Source organism: Spirosoma sp. SC4-14, assembly GCF_037201965.1.
Classification (GTDB): Bacteria; Bacteroidota; Bacteroidia; order Cytophagales; family Spirosomataceae; genus Spirosoma.
In genome coordinates, this window is sequence record NZ_CP147518.1 from 1,548,223 (window position 1) to 1,562,329 (window position 14,107).

The following is a 14,107-nucleotide window of genomic DNA, read 5'->3' on the forward strand; positions in this document are numbered from 1 at the left end:
TTGAGGCTTCTTTAAGGACTAGTAGGTGATTTTGAGGCTGAAAAGCAGCGATTTGGTGTTCGGACTGTTGAAATAGTCCTGACCGCGTGAGTTGCTGGCTCCGTTGAGTGCCGTTTCGGGGTCAATGCCAACCATTTTGGTCCATAGGATCGGGTTCCGACCCGTTACGCGTATATCGATCGATTGCAACCGGCTTTTCTGACGGAATTTCGGTGAGTTAATAACGTATCCTACCGAAACCTCCCGTAGCCGGGTCCAGCTTGCATCCTGAATAAACTGCTCGACCAACGTACTGAAACCGCCACCAATTGACGTGTAATACGACTGATCGAGCAATACTGGTCCTGCTCCGAAATCTTTGATGGCACCGCGTACGGTTGAACCCGCCGTAATGGTTTTACCGGCGTAGTTTTTCAGATCCTGCGTCAACGTTACCTCATTACCTACGTCGGCATGTGTACCGAAGTAATACAGCACGCCCTTTGTTCCGGTATAGAAATCACCGCCCTGAAACGTTTCGAACAGAATGTTCAGCGAAACTTTTTTGTAGGAAAGGTTCGTGCCAAAACCACCGCGGTAGTTAGGGTTCGGATTGCCGATTACGCCAAACTGGGACGCAATTTGTGGGAAACCATTGGCATTTAACTGGAGCGACCCGGTTTCGGTGCGCTGGTATACCCCCCCATAGAGCGACGACATGGCGTAGCCAACTTTCGCTACCGTACTGGCCGTACTGCTAAAACCACCCAGCGTAATAATGTCGGTTCCGGCAAGGTTCGTGACCCGGTTTACGTTACCGCTCAGGTTGCCCAGTATGTTCCAGGTAAAGTCTTTTTTGCTCAGAAGATTGTAATTCATCTCCAGTTCCCAGCCCTTGTTTTCCATCGATCCGGCGTTCGTGTATTTAGACGTAAAACCGGTAGAGCCTGCGGCAGCAACGTCGAGCAGGAGGTCGTTGATTCTATTTTGGTAATAGGTGAACCCCGCTGTCAGACGGTTGTTGAAAAAGCGCAGATCGGTGCCCAGTTCCCATTCGGTTTTCCGCTCGGGACGCAGGTACGGATCGCCCTGGCGGCTGCTTCGTACGTAGGCTCCATTGCCATAACCCGACCCGCTGAGTGGGTTAGCCCAACTGGCAAACGAAGCCGTTACGTAGGTCGTTGTGTTTCGGTAGGCATCGGGCTGCACACCCACAACCCCATATGAAGCACGCAGCTTACCAAACGACAGAAGGCTGCTTTCGCGCAGGGTAGGTAGTTGCGTAAACTGCCACGCAATGTCGGCCGATGGGTAGTAGAACGTCGACTTGGTCTGACTACCAAACGTAGAACCCGCTTCGCCAGCCACCGATGCATTCAGGAAAACCTGATTGAAGAAACCCAGATTCAGGGTCGAGTACATACGAGCCATTCGACGGTGGGTGGTTGTGCGATAAGGAGCATCGTTCGACGTGAGCGAATTGCCGAAGTTGGCTGGCGCATCGGCAATGATGAACGTATTCATGTTGCCCCCCAGATTCAGGTATTTGCGGTCGTTAATATTGAACCCTACAATCAGCGTGCTGGTGATGTTTTTTCCGAAATCTTTGAAAGCCCGGCCAATAATATCGCCGTTCATTTCCGACTCTTTATAAATCTCTTCGTTATAGGTACCCAGACCACTGTTTGATGCCGAGTTCACGGGGTAATTTGTGATGCGGTGGTCGGTGTTAGCATCGATACCACCACGAACCGTAACATCGAACCATTTCGAAGGCGTAATCAACAGTTCGGAGCTAAGAATAAAACGATCGACTTCCGAGAAATTGGTTAGCTCGTGAATCGCCCACATCGGATCATTATAAATTGGGTTCGCTAAGGCACCCAGGTAGTTCCGATAAGCCCGTTGGCGGTTTGGAATGGCACTGGCCGTTGGCGACGAAAAATAATTACCCTTATAGTAGCGGCTATCGAAATCCGGCGAAGTACGCAGCATACCGATGTAAAGACCGTTTACGCTGTTACTGCGCTGAATCCGGTTGGAGGTTGTGCGGGCGTAGGTAGCGTTGGTGGTGGCTTTGATGATGTCGTTGAACCGACGCTCCGAATTGAACCGTACGGTTGTCCGGTTGTAGTCGCTTTGTCCGTTGATGATGCCCTTCTGACGCAGATCACCTACGCTGAGGTAAAAATTTCCTTTTTCATTACCACCACTGATGGCCAGGTTATTGTCGATGTAGGTACCCGTGCGGAACACCATATCCCGGCGGGCATCGTTGAATGTCTCTTTCGAATTTTTAGTGATAATTGGATAAAACGTTTTGCCATTGTACGCTTCAAAACGAGCGCCATTCATATTCACTGCGTCGTCGCCACCAGCCCGGTTTGCAATTTTGTCGCCCCAGGTAAATGCACTGGTTGGGCTGTAGACACCGTCGGAACCCTGTCCATAGTTGCTTTGCAGCGGATGGAGCATGTTCGGCTTGTCGAACGAAACGGTAGAGCTATACGAAATATTGACCTTGTCGCTGTTGGCTCCTTTTTTGGTCGTAATCACAATTACGCCATTGGCCGCCCGCGAACCCCACAGCGCAGCGGCCGAAGCTCCTTTCAAAATCTGCATCGACGCAATGTCGTCGGGGTTGATATCGTTCAGACGCGATTGCTGGGTTACGCCAGCAGCCCCATCGCCGAGTGTCGAGTTACTGATCGGAATCCCATCTACAATGACCAGTGGCTGGTTTGAGCCTGTAATGGTGTTCTGGCCCCGAATCTGGATATACGAGCCTGCACCCGGATCGCCGGCCGAACGAGTAATCTGTACTCCAGCCGCTTTGCCCGACATGCCGTTGATGACACCCGTTTCGCCCGACCGAACAATGTCTTTGGCTTCGATTTTGGCAGCGGTTGACCCGAGTTTGTCGGCATTTTCTTTAAATCCCAGCGCACTAACAATAACTTCGTCGAGTGAGGTAGCATCGTGCTCAAGGCTTACCGAGATCGACGTTTTACTGCCGATGGGTACCTCTGCGGTTTTCATGCCAATGAATGAGAAAATCAACACACCATTTTTGGCCTGATTTTCGGGAACCGAGATCGTATAAGCACCTTCAGCGTTGGTCGACACCCCAATGACGGTACCTTTCACCACGACATTGACACCCGGTGTCGGCGAATTGTCATCTCCCGACGTAACAATCCCTTTGATGATCCGGCTCTGTGCCAGGAGCTGGACGGGCAGATACAGCAGGAAGAACAGCATTACGGGTAAACTTCTGTTTCGCATCTCATTAAGCTTTTGGGCGGTTATAAAAAAGGAAAACTGGATTACGCACGCGAACACGTTCAGGTAGCGGACGATGGCCCGATTCCCCGATATAGGATGGAGTGGATAGAAAAGAAAAGCTAACGGGACTAGTAAAAAGTTACTAAGACCGACAGACCAGACAACCGGTCGACAAAAGAGGAATTAACAGGGATAGTAAACGAATTTAATTTTGTTTTAATCCAAATATAGTATTGATAAAAATAAAATGTCAAGATATAATATTGAATAAAATCAATTTTTAGAGATTATTTATATTAATAATTGTAATTCTTAAAATATAATTCTATTTTTTTATTGCAAGCCCATTTGTAGCTAGTTCAGAACTCTGCAAAATCAGTGTTTATGATTAATTTTCACTAGTTATGAAGGCCATATAGCTTCTGGGAAAGCAACGCCTAAGTAGAGTTAATAGGAGATTGTATAGGGTTTTTCGGCTGATTTAGCCTGCCAATTGCATCAGAATAACTTTGTGCCGGAGTTGATAGGCTTAGCGTTGCATAAATCAGACTAAAACGTTGATTCAGAAACAAAAGAAGCAATCCGCATCATTTCAATCAGCCAAAAGTATAAGAGCCAGCAGGCCTTAAATGGCTACTGTATTATCGGAATAGTAATATTTAGTTTCTTATGCTGGAGAATAGATACAAGATTTGTCCGTCATCGAACGGCCTGGTGTCCGGTGGCGGACAGGGGTTAGTTAGCTTTGTTGATTAAGTTATTGATTTTCTGTGAGTTATATTGAGTGGCACGGAGATTGTCGGTAGTTGCCTGAACAGGGCCGAACGCTTTTGATTCGAACATAAATCGGCTCATGCAACCTTTCTGGTGCTTCCTGCATCTTTGGTACATAAACAGACAAAACCATATGAAACGCACACAGTTTCTACTTACCCTTCTAAGCGCAGGCACGTTTGCGCTGATAACCCTGACCAGCGCAGGGAACCTAAACGACAATGGCGATACCCCGTATCAGGTTAAAACCTTTTCTGGAAAAATAAACGCAGTTCGGGCCGAAACCTCGGGCGGTAGCCTGACCGTTGAAGGCGGCACCGACATGAATGCTAAAGTCGAAATGTATGTACGGGCCAACAACTGGAACGACAAACTAAGCAAAGACGAAATTGCCGAACGGTTGAAGGACTACGATATCACAATTGCGCAGGAAGGCAGTACGATTGTGGCCACCGCCAAACGGAAAAACAACGACTGGAAACGCGGTCTGAGCATTAGCTTTAAATTCTACACACCCCGTAATGTATCGACGGATCTGCGCACATCGGGTGGCTCCATTCATATGGCATCGCTTACTGGCACGCAGAAATTTCGGACCAGTGGCGGTAGCCTGAATATAAGCGATCTGGAAGGCGACATCGACGGACAAACCTCGGGCGGGTCGATTCATATGGACCGTTGCCGGAAAGATATTGACCTGCAAACCTCAGGCGGCTCCATCGAAGCCAAAGAATCGACGGGCAAAATGCGGTTGCATACCTCGGGCGGCAGCATTCGGTTGTCGGATGTAAAAGGCACCATTGATGCCCAAACCAGTGGTGGCAGCGTAAACGGCGAGGATATTGAGGGCGAAATCAAAGCCGGTACGTCGGGCGGTTCGGTACGGCTCGCGAATGTAGCCGGGAGCATCGATGCCAGCACCAGTGCGGGCGGAGTTGACGTGAGCATTGCCAAACTGGGCGAATACGTTCGGTTATCGACCAGTGCCGGAAGTGTTCGTGTAAAAATGCCACTCGACAAAGGGCTGACGCTGAACCTGAGTGGTAATCACATCAAAATTCCGCTGAACAACTTCAGTGGCGATACCGACAAAGACCGGATTAGAGGTACGCTCAATGGTGGCGGCATTCCCGTAACGCTTTCGGCCAGTAGTGGTAGCGTTTATGTGAATCAGTAAATAGTATGGGGCCGAAACGGCCCGCTTCATCTTGTTCAATGATACGGTTGAAGGCTCGCCAAAGAACTGGCGGGCCTTTCCTGTTTACAGAAAATGAGCGAGTTGTTAGAGACTATATTTGTCGGTGATTGCCTCATCGAAGAATGTGGTAGCGGCTTTTAACACCCATTTCCACAAAGCGCTACCGTTTTCGTATCTTTATCCCTGAATTAGTCATTGGTCAGGAGTCATTGGGAAAGAATACACTAATGACCAATGACTCCTTTACAGGATAGCGCTATGAGCACCTACGAGCGTAATGCGAACCGACTGACCGTTTTTCTTCTGATGTGCATGGTAGGTCTGGCCATTTTCGGGACAATGCAATTGTCGGGTCCAATTCCTATTCACTTTAACGCAGCGGGTCAGGCCAATCGCTGGGGGAGCCCCTCCACGTTGCTGGTACTGGCTTTGGTAGGAGTAATCGCCGTAGGTCTTCTATGGGTAATCCGAAATACCCCGCCCGAGCTGATGCATTTTCCGGGACCACGTTCGCTCGACAATGTTGTCAGGCAACGGCTGAATTTCGATCACCTACTGGCAACGCTTCGGGTTATTGTAGCTGCCTTGTTTTTCGTTATGATTGGACAGATACTCTGGGTGGGTATGTATCATAAAAAGAGCATTTTTTTGTGGCCTTCGTTTCTGTTTATCATCCTGATTTTTAGTTGTATTCTGGTTGGTTTAGTTCGGGCTTATCGCTTGTCGTCAGACCACTAAACCGTTTCTTCTAGTACCGTTATGTTTCGTCTTCCTCATAAACCGCCCTTCGCCACGTTGCTCCCCGATTTTGAGGGAGATCTTTACTTCGATGAATCGCCCGAACACACCGCACAGCGGGTGCTCTACGCAACCGATGCATCAGTCTATCAGGAGATGCCCATTGCTGTTGCCTTGCCCAAAACCGTTACCGACATTAAGCGGTTACTTCGGTTTGCGCAGCAGCACGGTCTGGGTCTTATTCCACGGGCGGCCGGAACATCGCTGGCCGGGCAGGTTGTAGGAAGCGGTATTGTGGTCGATATTTCGAAGTACTTTGGACAAATACTGGAGGTCAATGCCAATGAACAATGGGTTCGGCTACAGCCGGGCGTTATCCGCGACGATCTGAATGCTCACCTAAAGCCTTACGGCCTATTGTTCGGCCCCGAAACCTCAACCGCCAGCCGGGCCATGATCGGGGGTATGATTGGTAACAACTCCTGCGGGTTGCATTCGATTGTGTGGGGTACCACGCGCGACCATCTGCTCGAAGTTCGGGCCGTACTGAGCGACGGTGCCGAAGTGACTTTCGGGTCACTTACACCGGAGCAATTCGACGCAAAGTGCCGGGGCGAAAATGTTGCCAGTCCGCTCGAACAACGACTCTATACCCAGTTCCGCGACTGGCTATCCAACGAAACCATTCAGCAGCACATCCAGGAAGGCTATCCCAAGCTCACCGTCAAACGCCGGAACACAGGCTATGCGCTCGATGCGCTGGCGGGGGGCTTTGCACAGGGGGCAGAGGGCGGGGAGCTTCGCGCGGGGAATGGCGGGGAGAGCAGGGGGGGGCGGGGGGATAGTGTAGCCCCGTTACCCCCCGCTATTCCCCACCATTTCAACTTCGCCAACCTCATCGCGGGGTCGGAGGGGACGCTTTGCTTTATTACCGAAGCCAAACTGAATCTGTTGCCGTTGCCGCCGAAAGAAACGGCGCTGGTGTGCGCGCATTTTACGACCATTCGGCAGTCGCTGGAAGCTAATCTGGTGGCGTTGGCGCATCACTGTTACGCATCGGAACTGGTCGATGATTATATTCTGCAACTGACCAAAACCAACATCGAACAAATGAAGAACCGCACCTTTGTGGAGGGCGACCCAAAGGCGATTCTGATGGTTGAGTTTTTCGATGATACGGTAGATGGCGTAGCGCAGAAAGCACAAGCTTTTGTCGATGAACTGAACGCGAAAAAATTGGGCTATGCCTATCCGGTGCTGTTCGATGAAGAAACGAAAAAACCGTGGGCACTGCGGAAAGCAGGACTGAGTATTATGTACAACATTCCCGGCGACGAAAAACCAGCCAACGTAATCGAAGATACGGCCGTGGATGTGGAAGACCTCCCCAACTACATCGATGAACTGGACAGGATGGCCTGGGAAAATCATGGTCTTAAACTGGAATATTCAGCCCACGCGGGTGCTGGCGAAATTCACGTACTGCCGCTGATCAACCTGAAATCGTCGGAGGGGCGTGCCCGGTTTCGGGCGTTGCTGATGGATACGGCCCAACTTGTCAAAAAATACGGTGGCTCGCTCTCGGGCGAACACGGCGATGGACGGTTGCGGGGCGAATGTATTGCGTTTATGCTGGGCCCGGAAAACTACCAGCTATGCAAAGATGTGAAGGCCCTTTGGGACCCGCATAATACGTTCAACCCCGGTAAAGTTGTCGATACGCCACCCATGAACGAATCGCTGCGGTCGGAAGCCGATGTGGTAATTCCACAGCCCAAAACGGTTTTTGATTTCTCGAAAGACGGTGGGTTGCTGGAACTGGCCGAAAAATGCTCGGGCTCCGGCGATTGCCGCAAAACAGCTATTTCGGGCGGGACCATGTGCCCGAGCTATATGGCTACCCGTCGGGAGCGCGACACAACACGGGCACGAGCCAACATTCTCCGGCACTTTTACAGCAACATGCAAAAACCGTCGGACCTCGATTATCAGGCGGCCAAAGAAATTCTCGACTTATGTCTGTCGTGCAAAGGTTGTAAGGCCGAATGCCCATCGAGTGTCGATATGGGCCGGATGAAAGCCGAATTTACGCAGCAGTATTATCATGAACACGGCGTTCCCATGCGCGCGAAATTGGTCGGCAATTTTACCCGGCTGATGTCGTTGGCCAGTCTGGCTCCTTGGGCCTACAATGCCATTTACACTACCCCATCGCTCCGACGTATTGCCAATAAAGCGGTTGGTTTCCACCCCAACCGTACAATGCCTGAGCTGGCCAGTGTGACGTTGAAGGCGTGGGCAAAAGCGCGAAGCGCGAAGGGTGGGGGGCTTCGCGCAGGGAGCGTTGCGCGGGGAATGGCGGGGGATGGCGCGGAGAGAAATTCTCTGAACACCCTGGGCAACGCTCCCCGCGCAACGCCCCCCGCGCGAAACATCTGGCTCTTCTGCGACGAATTCACGAACTACAACGACGTGGAAGTTGGGCAGAAGGCCATTCAGTTGCTGGAGCGGTTAGGCTATTCGGTCACCATTCCTGATCATGTTGAAAGTGGCCGTACCTATCTGTCGAAAGGGTTGGTCGATGAGGCTCGGCAGATAGCCATCAAAAATGTGACCATGCTGAAAGACCTCGTCACCGACCAAACGCCATTGATTGGTCTGGAACCATCGGCTATATTGACTTTTCGCGACGAATACCCTGATTTGGTTCCAGCCGAACTGAAAGCCGATGCCCAGCGGCTTGCCCAGCATGTGTTTTTGTTTGAAGAGTGGCTGGCTCGCGAAGCCGATCAGAAGCGGATCGACCGGAGTCTGTTTACGACCGAAGCCCGGCAGGTGAAAATTCACGGACACTGCCATCAGAAGGCGTTGTCGTCGATGGTACCGGTAAAAAAAGTATTGTCACTTCCGGCCAACTATCAGGTTCAGCTTATTCCGTCGGGCTGTTGTGGTATGGCCGGTTCGTTTGGCTACGAAACCGAGCATTATGAGCTGTCGATGCAGGTTGGTGAATTGGTGCTGTTTCCGGCGGTGCGGCAGGCCGAAGACGCAATTATTTCGGCGGCCGGGACCAGTTGCCGCCATCAGATCAAAGACGGAACGGGCCGCAAAGCAAAACACCCCGCCGAAATTTTGTTCGATGCGCTGGTCTAACTTCGCAGGGGGGCGGGGGTAGCAGGGAGAGCACTTCCCCGCCATCCCTGCTATCCCCGCACGAAGTCCCCCGCATTCCTAAACCTTTTGCGTTCCCGGTAGTTTTCCATAGACCAAAAACATTCACCTATAGTCATGGAGAATTCAAATTCATCAGCCCTTAGCGATGGCGCACAACAGGCCAATCTTGTTTCTAACGAAAATGCTGAAGCGATGTTCGGTACCGAACAGGGCGAAACAAATATGGTAAAGCTCGTGGACGGTAAGTTGACGCCCATTGGTGATACCGAAGACGATGTTATGGACGAACAGCTCCGAAATCGCTATAGCAGCGATGAAGAGCGGAGTTTGCAGGGCGACCAGCAGCGGTCGAAAACCTACGAAAACTCAGACGCAGCTTTGCACATTGGCGATGTGATTGATGAGCGCAATATTCCGAATGACCCAATTGCCGAAGCTGAACTGACGGGTAATCCCGACGCGGGCGATTCGGTGAATACCGGATTGCCTTCGGAAAATGAACCAACTGATCGGACCGAAAAAGGCTCTGACACTACGCCAACTGGTTCTTTCGACGCGTTTATGGTACCAGTCGGCATCGCAGAACCTGCCTTGCTGAACTCCGTTCCTACAACGCCACCATCGCCTGACCCTACGCAGCCTGTGCCCGGCATTCCGGAAACACCGCCGGTTCCGCCAGCACCCGGTCCCGAAATACCGGATCTGCCCGGAACACCAAAACCAGCGCAGCCCGAAATTCAGGAGCCCGACCAGCCCGACCGATCGCATGAAGTTAATGCGAACCGGAGCCATGCCTATCATCATCTGGCATCAGCCAATTTTCTGACTTACACGGCAGAACTATCGGGGTTGATTGATGAGAACGATGTAGAACCCGGCGAAGCCATTCCGGGAAATCAGTACGAAGGATTGTCGAGTGGGCCCGACGATGAAGGTATGGACGAAATGCCCGATACCGGTGATTCGGCTCACCCGTATGATGTTAATGCCAAGGATGCCGATGTATATCAGCCCGGTGAACGTCCCGAAGAGAAAAAAGAAACTCAGAAGATGCCGCGCGAAATGCTGGACGAAAGTAGCGTAACAGCACAGGATATGATCTCGGGGACAGATCGTTCGGATCAGAAATCAACAGAAGGCCTCGACCGAAAATACAACGACCCCGAAGCGGCTCGTGATATGGCGAGTTAATACGCTTTTGAGTTAACAAGTTAGACTAAGTAGCGCGGGTAGGAATCTGTACTTTATATGCACTGGAAACAGGTATATGAAGTGCGGGTTTCCACCCGCGTTAGTTTTTTTCTACTTTTAACCGCTAAATCGTATGAAGCCCATGAAAAACTTACTAATTCCCTGCCTGCTGCTGAGTGCACTGGTGGCAGCAACACCTCCGGCTAAAAAACCAAAGTGGACATCTCTTTTCAACGGAAAAGAAATTAAAGGCTGGCACAGTTACCATAAAGACGGTGTGGTTGGCTGGAATATTGAAGACGGAGCCCTGACACCCGACGGTACAGGTGGCGACCTGGTGACCGACAAGGAGTATGAAAATTTCGAGCTCGAATTCGAGTTCAAAATTCCGAAAGGCAGCAATAGTGGTGTTGTCTATAAAATTATTGACAGCCCCGATATTAAATCAACCTATATGTCGGGCCCTGAATATCAGGTCATCGACGACAAGGGCTACCTGGATGGCGATGGAAAGCCTTACAAGTTGAAAGATACCCAGTTAACTGGTGCTAACTATGATATGATTCCTCCGGCTGATATGGACGCGGCAAAAGCACCCGGCGAGTGGAACAAAGGCCGAATTGTGGTCAACAACAATCATGTTGAACATTATCTGAATGGCAAAAAAATGGTTGCGTATGAATACGGTTCCGACAACTGGAAACAACTGGTTGCCAAGAGTAAATTTGCTAACTGGCCCTATGCAACGCCACACGCCAAAGGTAAAATAGCCCTGCAAAACCATAGCCCGAAAGAAAAAGTCTGGTACCGCAATATTCAGATTCGGGAATTGTAGATTGATCAATTATCATTAGCGATGCCACGGTTCAGAACCGTGGCATCGCTTTTTTGAGACAACTGGTTCGTCCGCGATACAATCACGGACGAGCCTATCTCTAATAATCTACCCGTTTGCGGGCTGTTTTCACATCGCCTTTTCGTTTCTTCTCCGCAATTCGTTCATCGACCGAAGCTTTTGAGGGTTTGGTTGCCTTGCGGGGTTTCGGTTTCTCAAACGCTTTCTCAATCAGGCGATAAAATTTCTTCGTTACTTTCTCCTTATTGGCCAACTGCGTTCGCTCGGTTTGATGCGTCAGCACCAGCTCACCATCGGTAGTGAGTTTATTGGCCAGTTTTTCTTCCAGAATGGCTCGTTCCTCATCGGTCAGCAAGGCCGAATGCCGAACATTGAAGCGCAATTCGGCTTTAGTCGATACTTTATTAACGTTCTGACCACCCGCGCCCCCGCTTCGGGCAAACTGATAGCGGATGTCGGGTTGCAGGCGAATTGCATCCATTTTTAATCGATTCTTTTAGTAGACTTTGTGTGGAAAAATGCCGATTGGCCGAACAATACCGGAATGGATCGGTTCTTTTTGTCAAAACTAATTGATTCAACGTTATGGCACATCATGATCAAAAAATTGATACCATGCTCGACGATACTCTGGCGGCATTAGGGGGTAGTGCTCCTGCCACAACGCCCGATACAGGGGTCAATCTGATTCAGGAATGGATTGGAGTTGTGCGCTCGAACGTGAGTACACAATGGGTTGCCGAGCCGCTCGAAAAGCTACGTGATGCAATCAACGGGAATAACATTCGGGATGTTGAGCGGATCTTGTATGACCTTTCCGGCGAAACGATCGATCTGGCAAACAATGCTGCCCAGGGCGAGTATAAAGAACGCTTGCAGAACTTGTCAACGGCTCTGAAAGACTTTGCCCGGAACCTGGCTAACTAACCTACTGACCTTTAATCGATACGATATCATGATTTCGCAGAACCCAAATCAAGCATCGCTCATTGAGCAAACCGTAAACACATTTGACGGAAGTATTGGAGCAACAACAGCTACCGATGGTTTGTCGATCATTGACCAGTGGCTGAATCGACTCGATGGAGCGGGCGACGACGATACCGACGATATTGCCGACACGCTCGAAAGCCTGCGAGCGGAGGTCCACACGGCTCAAAAATACAACCGGCCCGACAATGAGCGAATTGCCAGTTTGTTGCAGGAACTGATCGACCAGACAAAACGAGTGGCGTCAACAGCCGAAGCCAGTGCCGAGCAGGAAGAGCTTTCGCAGTTGATTGCAACGCTGGAAAATCTGCATCGGCAGGTTGCAAGCTTCGGCCAACCTTAATCTGAATTACTAATCCTAAACCAAGATAAAAAATGGCAATTAATCAGCATGCTGCTAACCTTGTCGATATCACTGTTGGCGCGTTCAATGGCGATGTGACAAGCATTTCGCCAATGGATGGTATCTCGCTTATTGATAGCTGGATTACTACATTGCGAAATGGTAAACGAACTGAAAATGAGCCTAATACCATATCGGTGGCCAATGGCCTGAGCGAGTTGAAAGCTGAACTGCAAAGCGGTAATCCGAATGGATGGCACATCCGGGGTATTCTCGAAAACCTGATAAATCAGGTGAAACATACGTCGGGTTTAGCCGAGTCGGATGTGAAAACCAAGCTGCTTCCGCTAATTGAATCGCTGGAGGATTTCTGCCAGCAGCTTGGTGGTTCGCCAGCACCTGCCCGCAAAAGTGAGCGTGCACCAATGACGAGTACGGTAGGGGGCGAGTCGACTACGGGTAGTGTTGGAACATCGGCTTTGGGCGATACCATAGGCAATGATGGCAGTATACAAAATACGGTTCCTATGGGCGATGATTATACCCCCGGCTCTGGTACTCGTTCGTCGGGGGTATCGAGTGGTACAATGCCTGATCATGCAACCCGGTCGCAATCCGGCAATACCGACACGGGCTCGTCGGGTGGGCGTTCGCAGTATTAGCAAGGGGCAGCACCAATGCCCAGCGAGGGTCAAACAAAGCGACGATATAGGGGTTTACTAAATAGCAATATTCAAACATCTCCAGTTTGGAGGGCTAAAACTATGGCAAATCAACATTCTCAGACAACCGGTTCGTCGGCAACTACCTTGCTCGATGCTACCGTAGCTGCTTTCGACCAGGGGCAGGCGGTTTCGCCCCAGGAAGGTATGTCGCTCATTACGGACTGGTTTTCGTCGATTAAAAATAATCATCTGACTACCGATCTTGTGGAGCCACTTATGGCGCTTCATGATGAACTACAGTCTGACCAGCCAAACCCAAAACGGCTTCAGCAGTTGCTGAACGAACTGGCCGATAAGACCGATAAAGCAACTCCTAAAGCAGAAGGCGATTTGCAATCGCGCCTACAAACGCTGTCAACCGCACTCCGCAATTTCGCCGGACAGATTTTAACTAGTTAACGTTTAGATTTTTCAACGCTTCACTTGTTTAGCACCCTTGCAAAGCACTGAAAACTCTAAGCTGAAAACGGAAAACTGAAAAAACATGGCATCACATGCATTGGATCAGCGTCTGATTGAACAAACCATCGACCTGACCGGGAACAGTTCTGAAACTTCACCCGCCGATGGGGTTCAGCTCATTAGTGGATGGCTGAAAGTTATAGAAGGCAATAAAAGTACCGAGCTGATTGAAGGTAAACTAAAAGAGCTACAGACTCTGTTGCAATTTTCTAAGCCTGACATAGACCGGATTCGTGGCCTACTGCTCGACCTGGCCGATGATGCTGAGCAGGTAACTCAGGCGTCGGACCTTCAGGCGCCAACAATTAACAAGTTGGAACACGTAATCGATGCGCTCCAGAAACTGGCCAGTCAGTTGTGAAAAAAAGGTAGATGGTTTATGGTTGTGTAGC

12 protein-coding genes are annotated in these 14,107 nt (G+C 50.3%); 10 read left to right on the forward strand and 2 right to left on the reverse strand.

From position 1 onward, the window contains the following. Positions 1-18: 18 nt before the first annotated feature. Positions 19-3,264, reverse strand: coding sequence for a SusC/RagA family TonB-linked outer membrane protein (locus tag WBJ53_RS06275; RefSeq protein ID WP_338875213.1), 3,246 nt, complete (start codon positions 3,262-3,264; stop codon positions 19-21). 907 nt (positions 3,265-4,171) lie between these two features. Between WBJ53_RS06275 and WBJ53_RS06280 the strand changes: the two genes are divergently transcribed. From WBJ53_RS06280 to WBJ53_RS06300, 5 genes are all read left to right on the forward strand, one after another. Beyond that, the gene (locus WBJ53_RS06280; protein ID WP_338875214.1) at positions 4,172-5,215 is read left to right on the forward strand and encodes a hypothetical protein; all 1,044 of its coding nucleotides are present in this window, start codon (positions 4,172-4,174) and stop codon (positions 5,213-5,215) included. A 255-nt stretch (positions 5,216-5,470) separates the two neighbouring features. Next, complete coding sequence (locus WBJ53_RS06285) at positions 5,471-5,974, forward strand: DUF1648 domain-containing protein (RefSeq protein ID WP_338875215.1); 504 nt, start codon at positions 5,471-5,473, stop codon at positions 5,972-5,974. A 21-nt stretch (positions 5,975-5,995) separates the two neighbouring features. Beyond that, the gene (locus WBJ53_RS06290; protein WP_338875216.1) at positions 5,996-9,127 is read left to right on the forward strand and encodes an FAD-linked oxidase C-terminal domain-containing protein; all 3,132 of its coding nucleotides are present in this window, start codon (positions 5,996-5,998) and stop codon (positions 9,125-9,127) included. A 135-nt stretch (positions 9,128-9,262) separates the two neighbouring features. After that, complete coding sequence (locus tag WBJ53_RS06295; protein WP_338875217.1) at positions 9,263-10,339, forward strand: hypothetical protein; 1,077 nt, start codon at positions 9,263-9,265, stop codon at positions 10,337-10,339. Between the two features lie 142 nt (positions 10,340-10,481). After that, positions 10,482-11,174, forward strand: a complete 693-nt coding sequence (locus WBJ53_RS06300) for a DUF1080 domain-containing protein (RefSeq protein ID WP_338875218.1) — start codon at positions 10,482-10,484, stop codon at positions 11,172-11,174. 100 nt (positions 11,175-11,274) lie between these two features. Here the strand turns inward: WBJ53_RS06300 and arfB are convergent, their stop codons facing one another. Then, positions 11,275-11,676, reverse strand: a complete 402-nt coding sequence (gene arfB, locus WBJ53_RS06305) for an alternative ribosome rescue aminoacyl-tRNA hydrolase ArfB (RefSeq protein WP_338875219.1) — start codon at positions 11,674-11,676, stop codon at positions 11,275-11,277. Between the two features lie 104 nt (positions 11,677-11,780). Here arfB and WBJ53_RS06310 point away from each other — a divergent pair, with 104 nt between their 5' ends. The 5 genes from WBJ53_RS06310 (at position 11,781) to WBJ53_RS06330 (ending at position 14,076) form a co-directional block, all read left to right on the forward strand. After that, entirely contained in the window at positions 11,781-12,122 is a 342-nt protein-coding gene (locus WBJ53_RS06310; protein ID WP_338875220.1) for a hypothetical protein, read from the forward strand. A 28-nt stretch (positions 12,123-12,150) separates the two neighbouring features. After that, positions 12,151-12,528: a hypothetical protein gene (locus tag WBJ53_RS06315; protein WP_338875221.1), complete on the forward strand. Its 378-nt coding sequence runs from the start codon at positions 12,151-12,153 to the stop codon at positions 12,526-12,528. Between the two features lie 32 nt (positions 12,529-12,560). Next, positions 12,561-13,190 (forward strand): hypothetical protein, encoded by a 630-nt coding sequence (locus WBJ53_RS06320; RefSeq protein WP_338875222.1) that lies wholly within the window; start codon positions 12,561-12,563, stop codon positions 13,188-13,190. Between the two features lie 102 nt (positions 13,191-13,292). Beyond that, entirely contained in the window at positions 13,293-13,652 is a 360-nt protein-coding gene (locus WBJ53_RS06325; RefSeq protein WP_338875223.1) for a hypothetical protein, read from the forward strand. Positions 13,653-13,737: 85 nt separating this feature from the next. Beyond that, positions 13,738-14,076 (forward strand): hypothetical protein, encoded by a 339-nt coding sequence (locus WBJ53_RS06330; RefSeq protein ID WP_338875224.1) that lies wholly within the window; start codon positions 13,738-13,740, stop codon positions 14,074-14,076. Positions 14,077-14,107: the final 31 nt, after the last annotated feature.

Excerpts from the sequence above, each read along its gene's own strand:
- WBJ53_RS06275 (WP_338875213.1), bottom strand. The coding sequence starts at position 3,264 with ATGCGAAACAGAAGTTTACCCGTAATGCTGTTCTTCCTGCTGTATCTG.
- WBJ53_RS06280 (WP_338875214.1), top strand. The coding sequence starts at position 4,172 with ATGAAACGCACACAGTTTCTACTTACCCTTCTAAGCGCAGGCACGTTT.
- WBJ53_RS06285 (WP_338875215.1), top strand. The coding sequence starts at position 5,471 with ATGACTCCTTTACAGGATAGCGCTATGAGCACCTACGAGCGTAATGCG.
- WBJ53_RS06290 (WP_338875216.1), top strand. The coding sequence starts at position 5,996 with ATGTTTCGTCTTCCTCATAAACCGCCCTTCGCCACGTTGCTCCCCGAT.
- WBJ53_RS06295 (WP_338875217.1), top strand. The coding sequence starts at position 9,263 with ATGGAGAATTCAAATTCATCAGCCCTTAGCGATGGCGCACAACAGGCC.
- WBJ53_RS06300 (WP_338875218.1), top strand. The coding sequence starts at position 10,482 with ATGAAAAACTTACTAATTCCCTGCCTGCTGCTGAGTGCACTGGTGGCA.
- arfB (WP_338875219.1), bottom strand. The coding sequence starts at position 11,676 with ATGGATGCAATTCGCCTGCAACCCGACATCCGCTATCAGTTTGCCCGA.
- WBJ53_RS06310 (WP_338875220.1), top strand. The coding sequence starts at position 11,781 with ATGGCACATCATGATCAAAAAATTGATACCATGCTCGACGATACTCTG.
- WBJ53_RS06315 (WP_338875221.1), top strand. The coding sequence starts at position 12,151 with ATGATTTCGCAGAACCCAAATCAAGCATCGCTCATTGAGCAAACCGTA.
- WBJ53_RS06320 (WP_338875222.1), top strand. The coding sequence starts at position 12,561 with ATGGCAATTAATCAGCATGCTGCTAACCTTGTCGATATCACTGTTGGC.
- WBJ53_RS06325 (WP_338875223.1), top strand. The coding sequence starts at position 13,293 with ATGGCAAATCAACATTCTCAGACAACCGGTTCGTCGGCAACTACCTTG.
- WBJ53_RS06330 (WP_338875224.1), top strand. The coding sequence starts at position 13,738 with ATGGCATCACATGCATTGGATCAGCGTCTGATTGAACAAACCATCGAC.